Source organism: Opitutaceae bacterium (assembly GCA_015075305.1).
Taxonomy (GTDB): domain Bacteria; phylum Verrucomicrobiota; class Verrucomicrobiia; order Opitutales; family Opitutaceae; genus UBA6669.
Window position 1 is genome coordinate 17,270 of sequence record JABTUS010000008.1, and the last position, 23,388, is coordinate 40,657.

Here is a 23,388-nt window from a genome sequence, read left to right on the forward strand (position 1 = left end):
CCGGCTCACTGCGCAGCCGCCTCCTTCGCTATCCGCTGGGCGAAACGGTGAATGTAGTCGAGGTTGTCCTTGCGGCCCTCCTTGCCCTTTTCCCAGCCAGCTGGCAGATCGCGCGTGAGATTGAGTGCGTAAAGTGCATTGAGCAGATATTGCAGATCCCACGGATCGGATGTGCCGGCGACGCTCGCCAGCAGCGACTTTTTCGCGAGGTCTTGCCGGCCCATCTTCCAGACCGCGAGGCCGGCCATGGTACGATCGACGGACACCGGATCCTTGAGCAGGGGTTCGACGGCATCGACCTCGCCGGCGGCCGATTTGCCGAGGACAGTCATTCCGCAGAGCGCCCAGTAGCGGGCGATGGGATCGGGCGAGCTCAGTGCGGCATTGAGTTTTGGAAGCGCCTTGGGATTCCGCTGCGTTGCGGTGAAGGCGAGATTGAGAATCTCGTCGTAGTTGAACCGGCTGCTCTGCACGAAGTCAGCCACCGTGGAGCCTTCCGCCACGCGCGAGAAGAGCGGCTCGGGCACCAGACCCGTGTCGGTGGCGGCCTTCATGGTGCTCTTGAGACGCTGCCGCAGTTCGACGAGTTTGCCGCGATGCGCGGGATCGCTCGCGAGGTTGTGGATTTCCCAGGGGTCCTTTGAAAGATCGTAGAGTTCCTCGGGAGGCTGCGTGGACTCCCAGATGTCGCGGTGAATGCCAGTGAGTTTTCCGGCCTTCCACGCCGCTTTCCATGCGACCCATGACGGCACGTTGTAGGGATAAAAGCTGTACGGAGCCGCCGGCAGGTACGGAGTAAAACAGCGCATGTACTTCCATTTTCCATCGGTCAGTCCGCGACGCATGCCGTAGAGCTCGTCGAACCGATCGGCGTAGAGGAACTCCATTTCGTCGCCCGCCGGCTCCTGGCGCTGTGCACCCAGAAACGCGCGACCCTGGAGATTTGCAGGAAGCGGAATGCCGGTCAGCGAAAGAAATGTCGGCAGGAAGTCGACGAATGACACGGGCTCGTCGACACGCTGGCCGGGGGCGAAGGGCGCGAGTTTTCGCCATTTAGCTGGAACGTGCACGACGAACGGGATTCGCACGCCGGTTTCGTAGAGGTAGCGTTTGCCGCGCGGCGTGACGCCACCGTGGTCTCCGTTGTAGAGGATGATGGTGTCGTCGGCCAGACCGGCCTTGGTGAGTTCGTCGACAAGCACGCCGACCTGTCGGTCCATTTCGGTGATGCGGTCATAGTAGCGCGCGAAATCCGAGCGCATCTCCGGGAGATCCGGCACGTAGGGGGGCAGAATGACTTCGCTCGGCGAAAGGCGCTTGGGGCCGGGTTGATTTGGGAAGAGAGAACTCTCGTGCGAGACACCGAGATTGAAGACGGCGAAGAACGGGGATCCTTCCGGGCGGTGGGAGTAATGCGCCTTGGTGGAGCTTTCGTCCCACCACGCGTCGTCGTTGCCGGCGAAATTGTAGTCGGTCTTGGCGTTGTTGGTGCAGTAGTATCCGGCGTGGCGGAGGTATTCGACATAGGGCCGGTAGCGCTGCGGAATCGCGTGGCGGCTCCGCATGTGCTGGGTGCCCATCGTGACGGCGTAGGTTCCCATCAGGAGGGTTGACCGGGCGACGGCGCAGACCGGCGCGTTGGAATAGGCGTGTTCGAAAAGCAGGCCGTCGCGGGCGAGGGCGTCGATTCGCGGCGTCTGCGCCTGCGTGTTTCCGTAGCAGCGGATCCACTGGAAGGAATTGTCCTCGCTGACAATCCAGAGGATATTGGGCCGGTCGACGGCGGCATGGGCGGTCACGAACGAAGCCGTGAGCACGAGACAGAGGAGGAGTTTCTTCATGGGCGCATGGGTGGTTTGGGGCCGTTTGGGAATTGAAAGTCTCACGGCGGCGGTGTCGCAATCGCACGATGATGCGGAACGGAAAGTAATCATCACAAATGCCGTCTGGCGCAAGGAGACGTTTAGGCTGCCTGCGAAGTTTCAATCGTTGCGCAATTTCCGGAAGGATCAGCAGATTGAGCGGGACGCACGCGATCACACAGACGATTGCGGAAGATATTTGAGTGCACCAGCGATCTGCTGCGCCCCGGCTGAGGTTTACCAATGGCGATCTGCTGCGCACTTCCTTCTGGTGTGATCTGTTTGGATGCGGTATGGACCGCTTCCTACCCATGTTCGAAACCGTGCGTTCCTTCAAACCAACCTGTATATTTTTGCTTTTTTCGGCGGCCCTCTCAGCGACGGCAGTCCATGCTGCGTCGCGACCCGAGGACTGGCCCGCCTATCTGGGTGTTGATGGCACCCACTATTCGCATCTGGCGAAGATTGACCGGGGAAACGTGGCGAAACTGAAACCCGCATGGACGTTCCGCGCGGGCGATGTTGCGAAGAACACCCAGATCCAGTGCAACCCGTTGATAGTCGACGGTGTGCTTTATGGCACGACGCCGCAACTGAGCCTCTTTGCGCTTGATGCAGCCACGGGACAGGAGCGCTGGCGCTTCAATCCCTTCGCCCACGAAAAGGAATCGTCCGGGAGGCAGGGCGTGAATCGCGGATTTGTTTTCTGGCGCGAGGGGAATGAACAGCGCATCCTCTACACGGCTGGAAGCAACATCTGCGCGATCGACCCAGGAACGGGGCGCCTGATCGAGAGCTTTGGCCAGGGCGGACGGGTCGATTTGTTCGAGGGGCTTGGTCGTGACGTGAAGGGACTGTACCTTGTCGGTACATCGCCGGGTGCCGTCTATCGCGATGTCTTCATCGTGTCCACGCGCGTGGGAGAGGGTCCCGGTCCGGCCGCACCCGGGCACATCCGCGCCTACGATGTGCGCACCGGAAAGCTGCGCTGGATCTTCCACACGATTCCGCAACCCGGCGAATTTGGCCACGACACCTGGCCGTCGCAGGCATGGAAGACGATCGGCGGGGCGAACAACTGGGCCGGCCTTGTCATTGATGAGAAGCGGGGACTTGCGTATGTGCCGACGGGATCGGCGGCGTTTGATTTCTGGGGAGGCAACAGGCACGGCGCGAATTTGTTCGCGGACTGTCTCCTGGCCCTCGATGCGCTCACGGGTGAACGCCGCTGGCATTTCCAGTTCACCCACCATGATGTCTGGGACCGAGATCCCCCGGCGGTGCCCGTGCTTTGCCAGGTGCGCCGGGACGGGCGCCTGATCGATGCCGTGGTGCAGGTGACTAAATCCGGGCATGTGTGGGCCTTCAACCGGGACACCGGGGAGTCGCTTTTCCCCTGGGAGGAGCGACCGGTGCCTCAGTCCAAGCTGAAGGGCGAGGCCACCTGGCCAACGCAGCCCGTGCCCCTCATGCCTGCGCCCTTCGCGCGCCAGCAGTTCACGGAAGCCGAGGTCACCGATCGCACGCCGGCGGCTCATGCCGCCGTGCTTCAGCGTCTGCGCGAACTCGATCCCCGGGTTCCGTTCACGCCGCCCAGCGAGCGTGGCATGATTGTTCTGCCCGGATTTGACGGCGGTGCCGAGTGGGGCGGTCCGGCCGTGGATCCCGATGGCATCCTCTACGTCAACAGCAACGAGATGGCATGGATTCACCAGATGATCCCCGCGCGCCCGGGAGGAGCGCAGGGCGGGCGGGTGCTCTACACGCAGCTCTGCATGAGCTGTCACGGACCGGACCGCGAAGGCAATCCCGCGGGAAACATTCCAAGCCTCGTGGGTCTCGCGCAGCGGTCGCAGCGCGACGCGGTTGCGACACTTCTGAGGGACGGCAAGGGCATGATGCCAGCGTTTGGTTTCCTTCGCACAAGGCAGCGGAATGCCCTCATCGACTACCTCCTGGATGTCCCGCACGGACGTGCGGCTGAATCCGACAATGACGCCGCGAGCAAACGCGAGCCGACGGATGAGGAAATGGTTCTTTCCGACATCCCGTACACAACGACGGGCTACAACCGGTTCTTCGATCCCGACGGCTATCCTGCAATCAAGCCGCCCTGGGGCACGTTGAACGCCATTGACCTCAACACCGGAGAGTACCTCTGGCGCAGGCCGCTGGGTGAACTGCCCGAACTCACTGCAGCAGGGCTGTCGCCGACGGGCACCGAGAATTATGGCGGACCGCTCGTCACTGCTGGCGATCTCATTTTTATCGCTGCGTCGAAGGACGAGAAATTTCGCGCATTCGACCGAAGGACCGGCGGTCTGCTCTGGGAAACGTCCCTTCCCGCTGGCGGATATGCCACTCCGGCCACCTACATGGTCGACGGGCGGCAGTACGTCGTCATAGCCGCGGGCGGTGGAAAGATGGGCACGAAGTCGGGCGATGCGTATGTCGCTTTCGCACTGCCCGAGTAGCAGCGCGAGCCGGGAGAGCACGAATTCGGTTCCAACCAACGCAAGCGCAGCGCGACCCAAGCGGACAAGGGCTTTTCAACCGGGGTGACCAGGGAAAAAGCGCTTCGCCGGTGGCGGGCTTGCACAGGCGGGCTTGCGTCGGGGGTGGGGGGGTGATGGAGTTTGCGGCTTATATGCGCTTTTTGCCGCGTTTTCTTTGAGTGGCATTGCCCCCCGCGAGCGTATCCTTCAAGCAACCTGCCTTCCATGACCACGAATCCTTCCGCCAGGCCGGCTGGCGCGGCTCCCAGAAAGCGCTCCCGCGCGCTGCTCATCACAATTGTCGCGCTGGTGGTGATCGCAGTTGTCGGTGGCGCGGTCTACAAGAGCCGGACGCAGCAGAAGGGCATCGCCGCCACCACGGAGAAGGCTTCCATTCGGACGATCACGCAGCTGGTTTCCGCCACCGGCAAGGTGCAGCCGGAGATCGAGGTGAAGATCTCGCCGGAGGTCGCCGGAGAAATCGTGCTGCTGCCGCTGCGCGAGGGGGCGGAGGTCAGGAAGGGCGACCTGCTCATCCGCATCAAGCCGGACTTCTATCAGGCGCAGGTCGAGCAGCGTGAGGCCGATCTCGCCGCGACAAAGGCTGCCTCCATCCTGAGCCAGGCGCAACTGGACAAGGCGCGCGAGGACCTGCAGCGGGCGGAGGATCTTTTTGCCAAGAAGCTCATGCCGGAATCGGACTTCTCCGCCGTGCGCACCGCCGCGGAGGTCGCGCAGGCAAACCTTGAGAGCGCAATGGCAAACATCCGCCGGGCCGAGGGGCAGCTCAAGCAGGCGCGAGACCAGCTTGAAAAGACCGTGGTCTATTCACCCATCGACGGCAGCATCAGTTCGCTGACCAGCGAGCAGGGGGAGCGCGTCGTCGGCACGGGCCAGTTTGCGGGCACGGAGGTCATGCGCGTGGCGGACCTTTCCAACATGGAGGTGCGCGTTAATGTGAACGAGAGTGATGTCGTGAACGTCAAGATGGGCGACCGCGCACGGATCCAGATCGACGCGTTTCCGAACCGGAAATTCTCGGGCGTCGTCAAGGAAATCGCCTCCTCGGCGAAGACCACCGGTGCGATGACCCAGGAGGAGGTCACCAATTTTCTGGTCAAGATCCGCATTTCTGACCGCGAGGCATCCATGCGGCCTGGCATGAGCGCGAACGCGGACATCGAAACCCAGACCGTCGAGAATGTCGTCGCGGTGCCGATTCAGTCCGTGACCGTGCGCAGTCGCGAGGGTGGCAGGACGATTGATCAGCTCGCGGAGGAGCGCGACCGCAAGGCGAAGGAAAACCAGGGGGATGGCGCGGCCTCGGCGGTCAATGAGCGGCAGCAGCGGGAGCGCGAGCGCAATGACCGCAATTCGCTCCAGCGCGTGGTGTTTGTGCGCCAGACCGATGACACGGTCAGGCAGGTTCCCGTGGTGACCGGCATCAACGACACCAGCCACATCCAGATCGTTTCCGGGTTGAAGGAGGGCGACGAGGTTGTCAGCGGCAGCTTCAGCGTCATTGCGCGAACGCTGAAGGACAAGTCCAGGATCCGGATCGAGCCACCGAAGAAGCCGGAGGGAAAATGATGTCAGCCGACCGGTCGCCGGGATCGCTCGTGATCGCCATCGACGGGGTCACGAAGCTCTACAAGATGGGTGCGGAGACGATCCACGCCTTGCGCGGCGTTTCGATGGAGATCCGCCGGAACGAGTATCTGGCGATCATGGGGCCGTCCGGGAGCGGGAAGTCCACGCTCATGAACATGCTCGGCTGTCTGGACACGCCGACGGGCGGCCGCTACGAGTTCACGGGCAGGGACGTCGCCACCATGACGGACGATGAGCTCGCGGAGATCCGCAACCGCGAGATCGGTTTCGTCTTTCAGACCTTCAATCTGCTGCCGCGCTCGGACGCCCTGCAGAACGTCGAGCTTCCGTTGATTTATGCCGGTGTCGGGCGGGCGGAGCGCATGCAGCGGGCGAGGGCGGCGCTGGAGTCGGTGGGGCTCGGCGAGCGGCTGCACCACCGCCCCAACGAACTCTCCGGCGGGCAGCGCCAGCGCGTCGCCATTGCGCGCGCGCTCGTGACGCGGCCGTCGATCATTCTGGCGGACGAACCGACGGGCAATCTGGATTCCCGGACGGGTGTTGAGATCATGGCGCTGTTCGACCGGCTGCATGCCGAGGGGAACACGATCATCGTGGTGACGCACGAGGAGGACATCGCCCGGCATGCGCGCCGGATCGTGCGCCTGCGCGACGGATTGATCGAGAGCGATGCCGCGGTGTGAGCCCGGGCGGCCGCCATGAAAAGATTCCTCTCTGAACTGAACGAAGCGTTTCGAATCGCCTGGGCGCAGATTCGGGCGAGCAAGATGCGCTCGGCGCTGACGGCGCTGGGGGTGATCATCGGCATTGTCGCGGTGACCCTGATGGGCACGGCGATCGCGGGCATCGGCGCGGGTGTCGATCGCAGCCTGTCGGGATTCGGGGACGATCTGCTGTATGTCTCGAAGTGGCCCTGGCGCGATGTGGAGGACTGGTGGAACTACCGCAACCGCCGATCCATCCGCACCACGTACGCGGCGAAGGTGAACGAGTGGATCGAGCGGCATCCAGGGAGCGCGCTGAAGCGGGCGATCCCGGCGGCCGATCGCATGAGCAGCATTGTGCGCGGCGACTACCGCGTGAGTCGCGTGTACACGCTTGGAACGACGGCGGACTATGCGCGCACGAATCGATCCGAAATGAAGGAAGGGCGGTTCTTCAGCGACTTCGAATCGCAGGTCGGGCGGAATGTCTGCATCATTGGCTACGACATCGCTGACGCGCTGTTCCCCGGGGAATCCGCGCTGGGCAGGACGCTGCGCGTCAGCGGCGTGGCTATGGATGTGGTGGGGGTTGCGGCGAGGCAGGGAAGTTTTCTTGGACTCTGGAGCTGGGACACGATGGTCGCGATGCCGTTGAGCACGTTCCGCCGAAACTACGCGCAGGAGGACCGCGGCAATCTGCGCGTCCAGGTGGATGTCACGCGCATGGATGCGGCGAGGGATGAGCTGCGCGGCGTGATGCGGCTCATCCGGCAGCTCGGTCCGGAGCAGCGCGACGATTTTGAGATCATGGAGCAGAAGGCGGTGCGCGAGCAGCTGGATCCGATCAAGAACGGCATCGCGATCGCGGGCCTGTTCATCACGGGTCTCGCGCTGTTTGTGGGTGCGATCGGCATCATGAACATCACGTACGTGAGCGTGAAGGAGCGCACGCGGGAGATCGGCACGCGAAAGGCGCTGGGCGCGCGCCGCCGCACCATTCTGCTGCAGTTTCTCATCGAGGCGGTGTGCATCTGTCTGGCCGGAGGCGTGCTGGGCCTGGCGATTGCGGGCGGATTCTTCTATCTTGCGGGAGCGATCGCGCCCGCCTTTCCGCTCGTCTTCTCCGGCGGGCTCGTGGCGGTGGGACTGACCCTTTCGGTCATGACGGGTGTTGTCAGCGGGTTTGCCCCGGCCTGGCAGGCGAGCAAGTTGGATCCGGTGGTGGCGCTTCGTTATGAATAGGAGGGGCGCGTGAATTTCTCCGAGACAATCAAGCTGGCGCTACTCGCGCTCGCGGCGAACAAACTCAGGTCCGCGCTGACCATGCTCGGCATAACCGTCGGCGTGTTTTCGGTGATCGGTGTCATGACGATCATCTCCGGCGTGCGCTCGAACATCGAGTCGGGGCTGAACGTGCTGGGGGCGAATTCATTCCAGATCACGAAGTTTCCCGCCGTGAATTTCAGCGATCCCCGCCAGCGCTTTTCCAACCGGCGCGACATCGAGTATCCGATGGCGGAGCGATTCAAGGCGATGATCGGGGATAGCGCGGATGTCAGCCTGCAGTTGAGGCGGGGCGGGCGTGTGGTCAGCTACCATGACCGCCGCACGAATCCGAACATCCAGCTTGGCGGCGCGGACGAGAATTTTGTCACGAGCCGGAACTACGACATTGCGGTGGGGCGCAATCTGGGCGTGGAGGACGTGGAGTTCGGCCGCAGTGTGGTAGTGCTCGGTGCGGACGTGGTGGAGCGCCTGTTCATCAACGAGGATCCGCTCGGCAGGCAGGTGCGCATCGATGGACAGACCTACACGGTTGTTGGCGTCACAGCGACCAAGGGATCGTCGTTCGGGCAGAGCCAGGACAATTTTGCGATCGTGCCGATCACGCAGTTTCTGGAGACCTACGGGCAGGCCGGGCGCTCGGTGTCGATCACGGTGCAGGCAGGCAGCCAGGAGGAACTGGCGGCGATTCAGGATCATGCGGTCGGCGTGATGCGGCTGATCAGGGGGCTCGCGCCTGAGGATCCGAATGACTTTGAGCTGTTCTCCAACGAGTCGCTGATCGAGGCCTTCAACCGGATTGCGGGAGTCGTGGCGGTGGGGGCGTTTGTCATCAGTGCGATCGCGCTGCTGGCATCGGGCGTGGGTGTGATGAACATCATGCTCGTCAGCGTGACCGAGCGCACGAAGGAGATTGGCATCCGCAAGAGCATCGGCGCGAAGAAGCGCAATGTGCTCACGCAGTTTCTCATTGAGGCGGTTGTGCTCTCGCTCATCGGCGGACTTGCGGGCGTCCTTCTGGGAATCGTGGGCGGCAACGTGGTGGCCGCCGTTCTCAATGCCGGGCTCGTCTTTCCGTGGATCTGGGCGGCCACCGGCGTGGCGGTGTGCAGCGCCATCGGCGTGGGCTTCGGCCTCTATCCGGCCTGGAAGGCGGCGTCGCTCGATCCGATCGAGGCACTGCGCCACGAGTAGCGCGTCAGCCGCGGCGGATTTCCGATCCCTGGAAGCGGATCTGGATGCGGTAGACCTTCTTGACGCGGCAGGAGATGGCACCTGTGGCGAGGTCGACTTTTTCCGGTACCTCGACCCGGTGCACGTCGACCACGGCGTAGTAGCCGCGTTCGCTGAACACATCGATCAGCATGGCAAGGGCGAGGGGATCATCGAAGAGGGAGTCCTCTGAGTTGATCAGGGCCACGCCTGCGATCGCGTGCCTGAGCACGATCGGCATGATCTTTTTGTCGATGATGTGGATGATTTTCTCGAAGAGTTCGGTGTGCCCAAGTTCGTAGGAATCGAGGCGCTTCACCAGTTCCTGCCGCGCATGGACGACGATCTGGCTGGCCAGCGGGAGCGAGCGGACGCGGTCGTGGGTTCTCGGATCGAGTTCGAGGGAGCTCTGATACTTCAGCTCCTTGAGGATGTTCTGCTCGACCTCGGCGAAGTCGCCCTGGGCGTTGACGAAGTGATAGTAGTAGACCTCCTTCAGCGACTGAAGGGCGTCCCAAGTCTGCTCCTTGAAAACACGGTAGCGTCGCCTGGCGAGGTTTTCATCATAGTCGGTGGTCCGCTCCTCCTGCAGCTCGCCGATCCCCGTGCGGCGCACCTCGTCGTTGTGGGCCTTGACCTTGCGCCCGCGTGCGAGCTGGCGCTCGACGGAGGTCTTCTCGTCGACGAAGAGCACCATGATGTGAATGGTGGGCTGGCGGAAATAGATGCCGAGCGCGGTGCCGTGGAATTCCTTGCGCAGCGCGCGGATGCGGGCGACCAGAAGCTTGAGGCATTCGACCTGGACCTCCGTGCGTGGGAAACCATCGAGAATGACGCCGTCACGATAGTCAGGCAGGAGCAGTTCGCGCAGCAGCAGGCTGACAACCTCGCGATCGCCGACCATGCCGCCGGCGTTCTTGATCCGACGCGCCTCCGGGGAGTCGAGCAGCGCGCTCATGACGATCGGGTCGCAGGTCAGCCCGCGCGCGTTGAGGATGAAGCGCGTATTGGTGCCCTTGCCGGCTCCGGGGGCGCCGCCGAGAAGGATGAATTCCTTGGGGAAACGCAGGTTCTCGCGTCCGACCTCCTCCTCCAGTTCGCCCCAGGCGGCGTCAAAGATCAGTTGAGCATCCTTGATTTCGAGATCGTGGATCTTGTTGTTAGTCGCAGTCACTGCCGCCGGTGCCGCCGGAGCTGTCGGTGCGGCGGGAGTGGCGGGAGTGGCGGAGGGGCGTTCCGGAGAGGCGTGCATGAACGGGCGAAACGGCGAAGAAGGCGGATGTTTTGGACTGTGGCGAACTCAGAAAACGAAAAAGAGAGACAGCGTATGTGCGGTGGAGTCGTGCATTTCTCGGAAAGCAGGGAATGCCCTCCGGGTTTTTGCATGAACGGGACTGCGTAGGACTCTCGCAGGTTGAATGAGATTATCGCGGAAAGCTCAAAGACAAAGTTGGTTGGCGATGTGAGAAAGGGAGTTGGCACGCCAAGGGCAGACAGAGCCGCCATGATGGCGTCGCTTTCGCGTTCAACGATGATCCCGTGGTCGATCACCTTCGGCCTTCTGGCCTTGGTTGCGGGCGGTCTTGCAGCCGGTGGAACCGTTGGCCAAAGTCTGAGTCTATGGGTGCGTGGACTCGCCATCGTCCTTCTCTGGCTCGCGATTCTGGCGCCCTTTCTCAAGCCGCGATCCCGGGGAAGCCGATGATTGCCGCCCGTTGTTTCCCAAGCGATTGCAGAATTTCCCGGAATTCCTGGGGCATGGCTCTCAGGATTGTTAGTTGAAGCTGGACCTGGCGGGGCTGCTTGATGCAGCCCCGCCTTGGCTTCGAGCGCAGGGGGAAGTCCACCCTCATCGAGGGATTGCGAAAGCCGGGAACTGTGCCGCAGGATCCGCATCCCTTCGGATTTCTGCCATTCCATGCGTGTCCTGATCATTGATGACGAGGCGACAATTCGGCGAACAACCGTGCTCGCCGTAAAGAGCATGGGTCATGAGCCGTTTGAGGCGCCCAACGGGCTGCGCGGCCTGAAGATCCTCGAGGAGGAGCCGTGCGATGTCTGTTTCCTCGACCTGAAACTGGCGAACGAGGACGGGCTCGACCTGCTCGGGCGGCTGCAGAAGGCGCACCCGGGTGTCGCGGTGGTGATGTTCACCGCCTATGCCACAATTGCGACGGCGGTGGAGGCGATGCGGCGTGGCGCGTTCGATTTCATCCCCAAGCCCTTCACACCCGACCAGATCCGGCAGGTGCTGGACAAGATCGGAAAAACCCGACGGCTCGAGAAACGGGTGCAGCAGCTTGAGTCGCAACTGGCGAGTGAATCGCCGGAAAGCGAATTCACGTCGAACGAGCCCGCCGTGCGCACGATGCTTGAGATCGCGTTCAAGGCGGCGGCGACACCCGCGACTCTCCTGATTCTAGGTCCCAGCGGCACGGGCAAAAGCGTGCTGGCGAGGGAGCTCCATCAGCGCAGCGCGCAGAAGGACATGCCCTTCGTCACGGTGAACTGCCCGAGCCTGTCGCGCGAGCTTCTGGAGAGCGAACTCTTCGGCCATGTAAAGGGAGCGTTCACCGGGGCGGTGAATGAAACCTTCGGCAAGGTGGCTGCGGCGGAGGGCGGCACGCTGTTCCTGGACGAGATCGGCGAGATGCCGCTCGAGATCCAGCCGAAGCTGCTCCGTCTCCTGCAGGAGCGCGAGTACGAGCGCCTCGGCGAGGCGAAACCCCGGCGCGCGAACGTGCGGGTCATCGCGGCGACCAACCGCTCGCTGGCGGACGAGGTGAAGGCCGGGCGTTTTCGCGAGGACCTGTTCTACCGCCTCAATGTGATCGCCCTGGGCCTGCCCGGACTCAGGGACAGGCCGGCGGATCTGGAGGGGTTTGCCGGTCGCTATCTCGCCTTCTTCGCGCGCCGGATGGGGCGCGCCCCGATGTCGTTCTCCGCAGAGGTGCTGGCGGCGTTCAGGCGCTACGACTGGCCCGGCAATCTTCGGGAACTGCGCAATGTGGTGGAGCGGGCAGTCATACTGGCCGGATCCGATGTCGTGAAGATCGATGAACTCCCGGACACGTTCAAGGAGCCGTCCGCCTCGACGCTGGGCGTCGGGGCGCGTGTCACGCTGGACGAACTCGAGGCGGAACACATCAGGCGGATCCTTGCGGTGTCGCGGAATCTCGACGAGGCGGCGCGCATTCTCGGAATCGATCCGGCGACGCTCTACCGCAAGCGGCAGCGCCTCGGGCTCGTCTGAATCCTGGCGGGCGGTTCACGTTTCCGCGATCATGCTTCGCACACGCCTCTATCTCGGACTCCTGCCGCTGCTCCTGCTGTTTCTGGCGATGGGATTCTATGCGCTGCATGTGTGCCGCGGGCTCGCGCGCGCGATTGAGCAGGACCTTGTGAAGAATTATCGCGCGCTGATCGCGGGTTACGAACTGCGCGACGCCGCCACGCGCATGCACACGGCGCTGTCGCAGGCAGGCCGCGACAGCTCGCTCGAGGCGCGGCGGGCGTTTCTCGACGAGCAGTCGCGCTTCAAGCGCCTGCTGTTTGACCAGTCCATCGCTTCGGCGGGCACGCCGCGCATGGAACTGGTGGCGAAGATCGAGCAGGCGCAGGCTGAACTTGTCGCGCAGGCCGAGCGAGCGCAGCAGAACGGTGCGGCGCGTGGCGTGGATGCGCTCGGCGCCTATCGCGCCGCGGAGGTGCGTTTTTTCAGGTCGCTCAACGCGATCGAGGAGCTGGCGGTGCAGGATTACCAGCATGTCCAGGACGTGAGTGCCGGCGCTTCGCGCACGGTCCGGCTGGCGATCAACCTGCTCGTGGCCGCGATGGCCGGCGGGATCCTGCTCTCGATCTACCTGAGTTATCGGCTCGCCAGGACGCTTCTGCGGCCGGTGCAGGCGCTGACAACTTCGGCGAAGGCGCTGGGGGATGGAAATCTGGAGACGCAGGTGCCGGTCCTTTCGAATGATGAGCTTGGCCAGCTGGCGGTGGTGTTCAATGACATGGCGGCGAAGCTGCGCGACTACCGCGATGAGATGCGCGAGGAGGTCCGCAGTGCGCAGAGGACGACGCAGGCGACGCTGACCGCATCGCCCGATCCCGTGGTAGTCGTCTCGCGGGAGGGCGGCATCGAGCTTGTAAATCCCGCAGCACGTGCGATCGGCCTTGCGGAGCCCATGCTGCCGGCACCGCTCGTGGAACGCGTGCGCCGCGTGATTGCGTCGGGCCGGCATGATGTGCCGTCGGGTTATGACCAGGTGGTGTCGCTGCGCTCAGGGAAAGAGGATCGGTACTACCTGCCGCGCACGCTCGCCATCCACGATGCGATCACGGGAAAGGAAGGTGCGGCCGTCATTCTTCAGGATGTCACCAAATTCCGCCTGCTCGACGACGCGAAGAGCAACCTGGTGGGCACGGTTTCACACGAGCTGAAGACTCCGCTGACGAGCCTGCGCCTGGCGGTTTACCTGCTGCTTGAGCCCAATCTCGGCGCGGTTTCGCCGGAGCAGAAGGAGCTGCTTGAAACCGCGAGGGAGGGTGCGGACCGGCTGCTGCGGATCATCAACGACCTGCTCGACCTCTCGCGACTTGAAAGCGGTGTGTCGCAGATCAACCGCGTCGAGGTTGATGTCGAGGCGCTACTTCGTGAAATGGCTGCGGAAATTCATCCGATCCTGGATTCCGCGGAACAGACGCTCGTGGTCGAATGCCCGCCGCAGGTGGGTCTTGCCTGGGTGGACCGCGAGCGTATCCGACACGTGTTCATCAACCTCCTCGCCAATGCATCGAAGTACTCGCCGCACCGCTCGAGGATCACGCTGTATGCCCGGGCGGAGGAGGGCGGGTTCATGCGTTTTGGCGTTCGTGACGAAGGTCCCGGGATACCTCCGGAGAGCCTGGGGCGGATTTTCGAACGATTCTATCGCGTGCCGGGAGAGCGCACGGAGCAGGTGAAGGGGGCGGGACTCGGTCTCAGCATTTCACGCGAAATCGTCGTTGCCCACGGAGGATCGATCGGCTGCAGCAGCGAATTGGGACAAGGAAGCGATTTTCATTTCAATCTGCCTATGCGGGATCATGGCGAAAGCCCTGCTTGAAGCGCGGTTGCCCTTTACAGATGCGACAGCTTGAATAGCTTCGGACGTCACATTTCCGGATTGCTTGGCTGTCGATCAAATCTCGACGCCAGCGATCCGGTCCTGCGGCAGGCAACCACGCAATCTCCCGGTCACAAAAGCTCCGACGCCGCAACCGCCGAAACATTCAGAAACAATCACCATGGCCAAATCAAAATCATCCCAGACTCCCGATGCCCTGCTCGACGAACTTCGCGCGCTTGTAGCCGAAGCCGAGGGGCTGATGGGCGGCGACATCACCGATCATGCGCGCGACAAGATGGAGCAGTTGCGCGAGCGGCTGGCCGATGCGCAGGAGCGACTTTCTGATCTGTATGAAACCGCCAAGGAGAAGGTGAGCGAAGGAGCCCGCAGGACCGATGAGGCCATACGCGCGCATCCGTATGAATCGCTGGCCATCGCGCTCGGTGTCGGCGTGCTGATCGGCGCGCTTCTCCGCCGGGGACGGTAGGGCAGGCGCGACACCTTTGCGGCAGGCAGACATTGTGACGTTGCGGAGACTCTCCGTCCGCCAGACTGTCGCGTGGCTTCCGGTGTCACAGGCGGCCCATTTCACCCTCCGCTGATTCTTCCGAAATCACATGGACAGCACATCCTCCAACGGATTCATGCAGTCGCTTCGCTCCCTTGGCGACAAGGTGCTGGGCGTTGTGCAGGCGCGGCTCACGTTGCTTTCGGTCGAGCTCCAGCAGGAGAAGTTCAGGCTGCTCCAGTTTCTGATCTGGATCACCGCGGCATTGTTCACGGGGGTGATGGCTCTGGCATTCTGCAGTCTCGCGCTGGCTTTCTGGTTGTGGAAGAGCTCGCCGCTGCTCGCCCTGGCGTCGCTGGCGGGATTCTACCTGGTCGCGTTTGTCGTGATCGTGGTTGCGTTCAAGCGCTACCTGGCGCGCCAGCCGCGTCCTTTCGATGCGACGCTTCAGGAACTCGACGAGGATCGTTCATGTTTCCGCGGAAAGAACTGACCCTGCTTGAACGCCGGAAGGCGGTCCTGCGCATGCGCATTCGACTGCAACGAGTCGACCTGGCGGCCGACCTCCGCCAGGTGCTGCGGCCCGTCGGCTGGATCGATGCGATGCAGGCCAGATGGCTGACGCTGCCCTGGGGAGTTCGTCTGGCGACCGGGTCGCTCGGATACCTTGCCCAACGCGCCCTCCTGCGGCGGATGCCCTGGCGCGCACGGGCGCTGTTGTGGGCCCCTGTCATCCTGAAACTCGCGAGGCGGGCGTTTCCCCTGAAGGATGGAGCACCGCCCCGGACGTTTCGGGTGCCCTCGCAGCAGGATGCGGAAGGCCTCGTGAAGCGACGCCGGGCGGGGTTGGGGCGCGGTTCAGCCTGAACCCCATGGATGCCGAAACGGTGAACGTCCTCGATGGATCGACTGTCTCGCGAGAGCAGAGCCGAAAGGTTGCTCCTCCGGAACTGCTGGCACCGGCGGGGGACTGGGAATGCGTCCGGGCTGCGGTGGAGAATGGGGCGGATGCGATCTATTTCGGCCTGGAGCGCTTCAATGCGCGGATGCGCGCGAAGAATTTCACGCAGGCGGACCTTCCCGAATTGATGGCGTACCTGCATCGGCGCGGGGTTCGCGGGTATGTGACGTTCAACACGCTGGTCTTCACGTCGGAGCTCGAGGACGCGGCGGACTATCTGCGCGGCATCATCGCCGCGGGTGTCGATGCGGCGATCGTGCAGGATGTGGGGATCTGCCGGCTGATACGGTCGCTGTCGCCCGATTTTCCGATCCACACGTCGACCCAGATGACCGTGACGAGCGCGGCGGGCGTGGCCTTTGCGCGGGAGCTCGGCGCGCAGCTTGTCGTGCTCGCCCGGGAGAACTCGATCGCGGAGATCGAGAAGATCCAGACCGCGCTGGGTGGCGGCTCCGCGTCGCTGCCGCTGGAGGTGTTTGTCCACGGTGCGCTTTGCGTGGCGTATTCCGGGCAGTGCCTGACAAGCGAAGCCCTCGGTGGACGCTCGGCGAACCGCGGCGAATGCGCGCAGGCCTGCCGGCTGCCCTACGAGTTGTGGTCGGACGGCGTGAAGGTGGATCTCGGCGACCGCCGGTACCTGCTCAGTCCGCAGGACCTGGCCGGCATCGATGTATTGCCGGACCTGATACGCGCGGGCGTGGCCTCGCTGAAGATCGAAGGCAGGCTCAAAAGCCCCGAGTATGTCGCCAGCATCACGCGGGTTTATCGCGGGGCGCTGGATCGCGCCGTGCGGCAGGCTGCGGAAAGCGGGGCGCGCGACGCATTGCCGGACGATTCCGAAAGGCGGAGCGGAGCTGTCGAAGTTCAGGGAGCGAAGGATCGCTACGAACTGGAGATGTCGTTCTCGCGCGGACTTTACACCGGATGGTTTCGCGGGATCGACAACCAGCGGCTGGCGCATGGAAGGTTCGGCACGAAGCGCGGCGTGTTTCTCGGAACGGTCGAGCGGGTTTCGGGCGATTCCGTTTCGCTCAGGCTGAACGCGCCGCTCAAGCCGGGGGATGGCGTGGTGTTTGACGCGGGGACTCCGGATGTGCGCGAAGAGGGGGGACGCGTTTATCAGGTCGAGATCAAGAGCGGCGAGGCGAGGCTGCGATTCGGCCACGGCGACATCGATTTCAGGCGTGTGAAGGCCGGAAACCGCCTCTGGAAAACGAACGACCCCGCGCTCGACCGCGAGGTGCGGGCGACGTTCGCCGGCGACAAGGTGCGGTTTCAGCGCCAGATCGTGGCGCAAGTTCATGGCCGCGTGAATGCACCTCTGACGCTTCTCCTCGACGACGGGCAGGGCCATGTGGTGAAGCGAGAGTCCGGCATGGTTCTCGAGCCTGCGCAGACGCAGCCACTGAACGAGGGTACGCTGACGGCCCAGTTGTCGCGTCTCGGAGGGACTCCGTTCAAACTGGACAGGCTCGATTGTCATCTCGAAGGCGAGGTGATGCTTCCCCTCAGCGAGCTCAACCGCCTGCGACGCGAGGCGGTGGCCGCGCTTGAGGCTCTGCGGGCGCAGCCGCATCGATGGACGCTGAATGACTGCGGGCGGGAGGTGACAAAGGTCGCGCAGGATTCGATCGCGGTGAATGGCGCGGACCGTCCGCCGGAGTTGATCGCGACCATTCGCGAGCGTGCTCAACTGGAGCCGGCGTGGCGGGCGGGGGCGCGCACGATCTACTGCGAGTTCGAGAATCCGAAGCACTATCGCGACGTCGTCGCGGAGTTTCGCGGTCTCCAGTCGGCGGGTGGCGCCGGGGTGCAGGCGTCGTCGATCTGGGTGGCGCCGCCGCGCATTTTCAAGACCGGCGAGGAGTGGATCCTGAAGCAGGTGAGATCCTGTGAGGCCGACGGCTATCTCGTGCGCAACCACGATCACCTCGCGTTCTTTGCGAATGACCGCAGGCGCGGTGACTTCTCGCTCAATGTGGCCAATCCGCTGACGGCGGAGTATTTCATCCGGCGGTACGGACTCGAACGCGTGACGGCGAGTTATGACCTGAATGTGTCGCAGGTGGAGTCACTCCTGCGCGCGGCTCCGGCCGGATGGTTCGACCTGACGATTCACCAGCACATGCCGATGTTTCACATGGAGCACTGCGTGTTCTGCGCGTTTCTGTCCTCGGGCAGGGACTATCGCGACTGCGGACGCCCCTGCGACACGCACCGCGTGGTGCTCAAGGATCGGGTGGGCGCGGAGCTGCCGCTCAAGGCGGACGCGGGATGCCGCAACACGGTCTTCAACAACCGCGCGCAGACCGGCGCGGAATTTACCGGTCGATTCCAGGAGCTTGGCGCGCGCTCATTTCGCGTGGAATTCCTCAATGAAGGCGCCGACGAGGTCTTTCGGACGGTGACGCGGTATGCGCAGCTCCTGAGCGGCGTGATCTCCGGCGCGGACCTCTGGCGCGAGCTGAAGCTGATCAACCAGATTGGCGTCACCCGCGGCCAGATGGAGGCCGCACCGCAGGTCGTCCGTAGAAAGAGCTGAACCCCCGGAGCGGATCGATTCTTTTCCGCTCGGGCATGGAAGACGCGATATTCCGCTCCCCTGGAGGGGCACGCTTCGTCGTGACCTGCCTTGGGGAAGGGCCTGCCCGGGAGGACAATACAGAACGATGGGGTGGGATCCGCAGATGGCGCGGATTTTCACGGATGGGATGGAATCGCTGCATCCGGAAATCTGCGTGCATCGGCGAAATCTGCGGATGAACATTCGGGGGCCAAATCGGGTCAGCCTATCCGACTTCCAAAAAATTGCTGAAGTGAGGTGAGCCTGTCGATTCGCTCTTTGCAGGAAAAACACCTCGGCGAACATGCCAGCAGGTTGAAGGGCGGGAAGGTGCTCTTTTGAAGTATTGCGGAACCGCATTACTTTCGGAACAACCGGTCGTCGAGTCCACTCAAGGCGATGATGGACCTGAGCGTGCCCTTCGCGACCTCGCGATGGTTGGGCACAGGCACGGTGGCGCTGTCGCCTGCGGGTAACTGTCGTTTCATGATGATGTGACTGCCGGACTGCCGTTCCCGCACGAAGCCATGTGCCGCGAGGATGCGGCAGATTTCCGTCGATGGCAGCGGCCGCAGCTTAGGCATGAACGAGTGTCAGGGGTCGTACTCGGGCACCGGTCCGCAAGCGCCGCTTGATTTCTGCTCCGCTGGCCGACTCGAGCCAAAGTTTGACGGCTTCGGCCAGCATCTGGTGGGCCTCCGTGCGTGTCCTGCCCTGGCTTGCCACGCCAAGTTCCGGGCAGTGCGAGACGAACCATGAGCCGTCCTTCTCGATCACCGCGGAGAAATTGGGCAGATCAATTACCTGTCCGCCACGCTCGATCCAATTCGCTTTCATGCCCTCACACTATCGCGACGCCAGCCTCCAGCAAGCCTTGTGAAGAGTCAGAGCCATGACAATGACGCCGATGGGGTGTCCCAGTCGCCGGCCGGATGAGAATGAGCGGAACGCAGGAAGATGGGGTCTTGGTTCCCCTGGAGACGCGATATTCCCCTCCCTTGGAGGGGCGATATTCAACTCCTCTGGAGGGGCACGCTTCGTCGTGACCAAGGGACGCGCGACGCGTAACAGCGCCGGACAATTTTTCACGCGGAGGCGCGGAGCACGCGGAGAAGGGAGAGAAGGGAGAGAATGATAATGTTTCGAGTACGATGGAGGGGCACGCTTCGTCGTGACCTGCCTTGGGGAAGGGCCTGCCCGGGAGGACAGTACAGAACGATGGGGTGGGATCCGCAGATGGCGCGGATTTTCGCGGATGGGATGGAATCGCTGCATCCGGAAATCTGCGTGCATCGGCGAAATCTGCGGCTGAAAATTCTGTGCTCCCAGACCGGGTCAGTCTATCCGACTTTCCGCAAACTTTCATCGCAGGTACAGTCCGGCCATTGCTGCGATCCGATATTGCGCCTCTCAAAGAATCGTTGTCACCAGATATCGGGTGACCCGCGAGAAACGGCTGCTTTGCACCGATTGGAAGTGGTATCAACAACGCCTGACGACGGTCGGTTGCGGAAACAACTGGTTGCAGGCAGTGCTTCAAATTTGTTCACTGGCAGGCTTCGCATTCGCCGCCGTTGCGCATGGCTTCGAGGCTGCAAGCTGTCTTTTCTTCCGCGGTGTACTCGCGTCTGTCGGCCTTGGATGGGCTGGCGTCGGGGGCTGCATGGCGGGGGGACGGTGGATTCGAGTCCGATGTGCCGGCAGTCGTGGCGATCGAGCCGATGCGCACTTCCTTCTTTGCGGCGACGGTGGCCTTTTCGATGTTGGAGGCGCTGAGCGAGCGGAGGTAGTACGTGGTCTTGAGGCCCGTGTGCCAGGCATGGCGGTACATGTGGCTCAGGGTTTTCAGGTCGGGCGTGCCCATCCAGAGATTCACACTCTGGGACTGGTCGATCCACTTCTGGCGCCGGGCGGCGGCGTCGATGACCCACTTGGGATCAATGCCGAAGGCGGTGAGGTATTTCTCCTTGAGGTCGGCGGGGACGGTCTCGATGTCGTGCAGTTCGCCGTCGAAATACTTGAGGTTGTCGATCATCTCCTGGTTCCAGAGTCCGCGCAGCTTGAGGTCCTTCACGAGGAAGGGATTCAGCACGATGAACTCGCCCGACAGGTTGGATTTGACGAAGAGATTCTTGTAGGTCGGCTCGATGCAGGGGGACGTGGCGGTGATGTTGGAGATCGTGGCGGTGGGCGCGATGGCGAGCACGTTGCTGTTGCGCATGCCCTGCCTTGCAATCTTCTCGCGCAGGGGGCTCCAGTCGAGTTTCCCGCCACGGGGCACCTCGACGCTTACGCCGCGCTCCTGCTCGAGGAGATCGAGGGTGTCCTGCGGGAGGATGCCGCGGTCCCATTTCGATCCCGCATAGGAGGAGTAGCGGCCGCGTTCTGCGGCGAGATCGGAGGAGGCCTCGTAGGCGTGGAAGGCGATCGCCTCCATGGCCTCGTCGTTGAATTCGACGGCCTGCTGGGAGGCGAATGCCTCGCCGCGCAGGTAGAGCGCGTGGGCGAGTCCCATCACGCCGAGGCCGATCGGACGGTGGCGGCGGTTTGAGGTCTCGGCGGCCTTGGTCGGGTAGAAATTGATGTCGATGACATTGTCGAGCGCACGCACGGCTAGGCGGATGGTCTCGCGCAGCCGGGGGTGATCGATCGAGCCGTCGGGGAGGAGATGCGTGTCAAGGATGACTGAGCCGAGATTGCAGACGGCGGTTTCCTCGTTGGAGGTGTTGAGGGTGATCTCGGTGCAGAGGTTCGACGAGTGGATCACCCCGACATGATCCTGCGGCGAGCGCACATTGCAGGCGTCCTTGAAGGTGATCCACGGATGCCCCGTTTCAAAAAGCATCGAGAGCATCTTCTTCCAGAGTTCGAGCGCCTCGATTTTCTGGCCGAAAATTTTGCCCTCCTCCGCGAGTTTTTCGTAGCGGATGTAGGCCTCCTCGAACTTTTTCCCGTAGAGCTCGTGAAGGTCCTTGACCTCGTTGGAGCGAAAAAGCGTCCAGGGTTCGCGCGCCTCCATGCGCTTCATGAAGAGGTCCGGCACCCAGTTGGCGGTGTTCATGTCGTGGGTGCGGCGACGGTCGTCGCCCGTGTTCTTGCGCAGCTCGAGAAACTCGAAGATGTCGTTGTGCCAGGACTCGAGGTAGGCGCAGCCGGAGCCCTTGCGTTTGCCGCCCTGGTTGACGGCGACGAGCTGGTCGTTGTGCAGCTTGAGGAAGGGAATGACGCCCTGGGATTCGCCGTTTGTGCCGCCGATGTAGGCGCCGGTGCCGCGCACCGCTGTCCAGGAGCCGCCGAGACCGCCGGCCCATTTGGAAAGCTGGGCGTTCTCGGCGATGCCGCGGTACATGATTCCCTCGAGAGAGTCGTCCACGTAGTAGAGGTAGCAGGACGAGAGCTGCGAGTAGAGGGTGCCCGAATTGAAGAGCGTGGGAGTGGAGCTGCAGAAGCGGCGGCTGCGGTAGAGATCGTAGAGTCCGGTGACCCAGGATTCGCGGTCGCTGGGCTCGTCGAGGAAAAGCCCCATCGCGACGCGCATCCAGAAGAACTGCGGCGTTTCGATGCGGCGCGACGGCTTCCGGGTTTTGTCGATGATCAGGTAGCGGTCGTAGATCGTCTGGATGCCGAGGAAGTCGAACTCGAGATCGGCGGAGGGATCGAGGGCGAGCGAGAGGCGGTTGAGGTCGTAGTCGAGGAGGCGCGGGTTGAGGCGCTTGATGGCGACACCATGCTCGATGCACTTGCGGAAGGCACGCTGGTGAAACGCGCGCAGCGCGCCGATGCCGTCGCGCACGATGTCCCACCCGAGGACCTCCTCGTAGATGTAGGAAAGCTGGATGCGTCCGGCGAACCGGGCGAAATCGGCGTCGCGTTCGATCAGCGTTTTGGAATTCAGGATGATCGTGGCATCGAGGTCGCGTTGCGAAATCTGGTCGAACACCGAACGGCGCAGCTCGGCTTCGATCTCTTCGTTCGTCAGGCAGAGGTCGAGGCCGATGCGTGCGAACTCGATGCGCCGGCGCAGGTCGACGCCGTCCCAGAAAATGGTTTCTCCATTCGACCGCTTGACGACCACCATGGTTTCCTGTCCCTGGGCGGGGGCGGGTGCCTGAGCGTCGGGGGCCGCATCAGGGGATTGTTCGCGGGAGGCGGCTCGTTCGGCGCGGTAGAGGATGTAGGCTTCGGCCACCTTGAAGTGACCTGACTTCATGAGTTCCTCCTGAACGATGTCCTGGATCTCCTCGATGTGAATGAAGGTCTGCTTTGAGGCCTGGACCCGGGTGGAAACCGCCTGGGAGATCGCCACTGCGGGAGCGGAGTCGCGTTGGAGCGATAGGAAGCACTTGCGGATCGCGATCTCGATCTTCTGCTCGACGAAAGGGACCACCTGGTGATTGCGCCGGATGACCCGCATCTGGCTCTGCGCGGCGGATGCGCGCTCGATGGCAAGCTTGCGGCTGCGGTTCAGGAGGAGGCTCTTTGCTACGTCGTAGGCGTTGTTGTCGACCAGTGTCTTCTCGATGAGCTCATACAGCGCATTGAGCGTGAGCTTGAGAGGAGTCTGCCGCTTGGCCTCCGTGGTGAGCGTGCCCAGCAGCTCGCGCACAACGCCGACGACCCAGGCGCGGTTGGACGCGGTGAAAATTTCCTTTTCGCCCCGGGCGAGAAGGACGTTGGTCAGCGATTTGCCGAGCGTGTCGGCCACTTCGCTCGCATCGAAGCGTTCCTCGCCGTGCGGGCAGATCAGGACGATTGGCGGCACGCTGAGTGACTCGCCGGCAAGGACATCGCGCCAGGCAAAATGGGGTTTTTGATCGACGGGGGTGTGAACGGTGCGTTTGAGGGCGAGATCGTGGGAGAGCGTGGAGTTCATTCGTGCTGTGCGGATGGTGGAACTTTGCAGTTGAAGCGCTGGAGGCGGCCGGGAAAGGGACGAGAATGTGAGGACGCGAGGGTGCGGGACGACTTCGATGAATGATCCAGAGGGCGAAAAAACTTGGCGGGCATGGCAAATACCGGCGGCCTTCGCAGCGCGTAATGGGGATCGAAATCGAGAGTTGAGTGAGCTTGGAAGGACCCC

At 63.0% G+C, this 23,388-nt stretch carries 17 protein-coding genes; 12 read left to right on the forward strand and 5 right to left on the reverse strand.

Annotation, left to right across the window (positions count from 1 at the left end; genetic code table 11):
* Positions 1 to 5: 5 nt before the first annotated feature.
* Positions 6 to 1,841 carry a sulfatase gene (locus HS122_15310; protein MBE7539762.1) on the reverse strand — a complete coding sequence of 612 codons (1,836 nt, stop codon included), beginning with the start codon at positions 1,839 to 1,841 and terminating at the stop codon, positions 6 to 8.
* Between the two features lie 332 nt (positions 1,842 to 2,173).
* Between HS122_15310 and HS122_15315 the strand changes: the two genes are divergently transcribed.
* From HS122_15315 to HS122_15335, 5 genes are all read left to right on the forward strand, one after another.
* Positions 2,174 to 4,336, forward strand: coding sequence for a pyrroloquinoline quinone-dependent dehydrogenase (locus HS122_15315; protein ID MBE7539763.1), 2,163 nt, complete (start codon positions 2,174 to 2,176; stop codon positions 4,334 to 4,336).
* Between the two features lie 246 nt (positions 4,337 to 4,582).
* The gene (locus HS122_15320) at positions 4,583 to 5,947 is read left to right on the forward strand and encodes an efflux RND transporter periplasmic adaptor subunit (GenBank protein ID MBE7539764.1); all 1,365 of its coding nucleotides are present in this window, start codon (positions 4,583 to 4,585) and stop codon (positions 5,945 to 5,947) included.
* Positions 5,948 to 5,976: 29 nt separating this feature from the next.
* Positions 5,977 to 6,651, forward strand: a complete 675-nt coding sequence (locus HS122_15325) for an ABC transporter ATP-binding protein (protein ID MBE7539765.1) — start codon at positions 5,977 to 5,979, stop codon at positions 6,649 to 6,651.
* 15 nt (positions 6,652 to 6,666) lie between these two features.
* Positions 6,667 to 7,914 (forward strand): ABC transporter permease, encoded by a 1,248-nt coding sequence (locus tag HS122_15330; protein MBE7539766.1) that lies wholly within the window; start codon positions 6,667 to 6,669, stop codon positions 7,912 to 7,914.
* A gap of 81 nt (positions 7,915 to 7,995) precedes the next feature.
* Complete coding sequence (locus tag HS122_15335; protein ID MBE7539767.1) at positions 7,996 to 9,150, forward strand: ABC transporter permease; 1,155 nt, start codon at positions 7,996 to 7,998, stop codon at positions 9,148 to 9,150.
* 4 nt (positions 9,151 to 9,154) lie between these two features.
* Here HS122_15335 and HS122_15340 read toward each other — a convergent pair whose 3' ends face one another.
* Positions 9,155 to 10,420 (reverse strand): nucleoside monophosphate kinase, encoded by a 1,266-nt coding sequence (locus HS122_15340; protein MBE7539768.1) that lies wholly within the window; start codon positions 10,418 to 10,420, stop codon positions 9,155 to 9,157.
* A gap of 252 nt (positions 10,421 to 10,672) precedes the next feature.
* Here HS122_15340 and HS122_15345 point away from each other — a divergent pair, with 252 nt between their 5' ends.
* The 7 genes from HS122_15345 (at position 10,673) to HS122_15375 (ending at position 18,287) form a co-directional block, all read left to right on the forward strand.
* Positions 10,673 to 10,873: a DUF1328 domain-containing protein gene (locus HS122_15345; protein ID MBE7539769.1), complete on the forward strand. Its 201-nt coding sequence runs from the start codon at positions 10,673 to 10,675 to the stop codon at positions 10,871 to 10,873.
* A 213-nt stretch (positions 10,874 to 11,086) separates the two neighbouring features.
* Entirely contained in the window at positions 11,087 to 12,421 is a 1,335-nt protein-coding gene (locus tag HS122_15350) for a sigma-54-dependent Fis family transcriptional regulator (protein ID MBE7539770.1), read from the forward strand.
* Between the two features lie 31 nt (positions 12,422 to 12,452).
* Positions 12,453 to 14,273 carry a HAMP domain-containing protein gene (locus HS122_15355; protein MBE7539771.1) on the forward strand — a complete coding sequence of 607 codons (1,821 nt, stop codon included), beginning with the start codon at positions 12,453 to 12,455 and terminating at the stop codon, positions 14,271 to 14,273.
* Between the two features lie 181 nt (positions 14,274 to 14,454).
* Positions 14,455 to 14,763, forward strand: a complete 309-nt coding sequence (locus tag HS122_15360) for a DUF883 domain-containing protein (protein MBE7539772.1) — start codon at positions 14,455 to 14,457, stop codon at positions 14,761 to 14,763.
* A gap of 130 nt (positions 14,764 to 14,893) precedes the next feature.
* Positions 14,894 to 15,277 carry a phage holin family protein gene (locus HS122_15365; GenBank protein MBE7539773.1) on the forward strand — a complete coding sequence of 128 codons (384 nt, stop codon included), beginning with the start codon at positions 14,894 to 14,896 and terminating at the stop codon, positions 15,275 to 15,277.
* Positions 15,256 to 15,651 carry a hypothetical protein gene (locus tag HS122_15370; GenBank protein ID MBE7539774.1) on the forward strand — a complete coding sequence of 132 codons (396 nt, stop codon included), beginning with the start codon at positions 15,256 to 15,258 and terminating at the stop codon, positions 15,649 to 15,651. The genes HS122_15365 and HS122_15370 overlap by 22 nt, the downstream gene beginning before the upstream one ends.
* Before the next feature lie 5 nt (positions 15,652 to 15,656).
* A complete protein-coding gene (locus HS122_15375; protein ID MBE7539775.1) occupies positions 15,657 to 18,287 on the forward strand; it encodes a U32 family peptidase in 2,631 nt (876 codons plus the stop codon).
* Between the two features lie 380 nt (positions 18,288 to 18,667).
* Here the strand turns inward: HS122_15375 and HS122_15380 are convergent, their stop codons facing one another.
* The 3 genes from HS122_15380 to HS122_15390 all read right to left on the reverse strand — a co-directional run bounded on the left by HS122_15380 (position 18,668) and on the right by HS122_15390 (position 23,181).
* Positions 18,668 to 18,892, reverse strand: a complete 225-nt coding sequence (locus HS122_15380) for a type II toxin-antitoxin system HicA family toxin (GenBank protein MBE7539776.1) — start codon at positions 18,890 to 18,892, stop codon at positions 18,668 to 18,670.
* Positions 18,885 to 19,145 carry a type II toxin-antitoxin system HicB family antitoxin gene (locus tag HS122_15385; GenBank protein MBE7539777.1) on the reverse strand — a complete coding sequence of 87 codons (261 nt, stop codon included), beginning with the start codon at positions 19,143 to 19,145 and terminating at the stop codon, positions 18,885 to 18,887. Before HS122_15385 ends, HS122_15380 begins: the two co-directional genes overlap by 8 nt.
* A gap of 709 nt (positions 19,146 to 19,854) precedes the next feature.
* Positions 19,855 to 23,181, reverse strand: coding sequence for a ribonucleoside-diphosphate reductase subunit alpha (locus HS122_15390; protein ID MBE7539778.1), 3,327 nt, complete (start codon positions 23,179 to 23,181; stop codon positions 19,855 to 19,857).
* Positions 23,182 to 23,388: the final 207 nt, after the last annotated feature.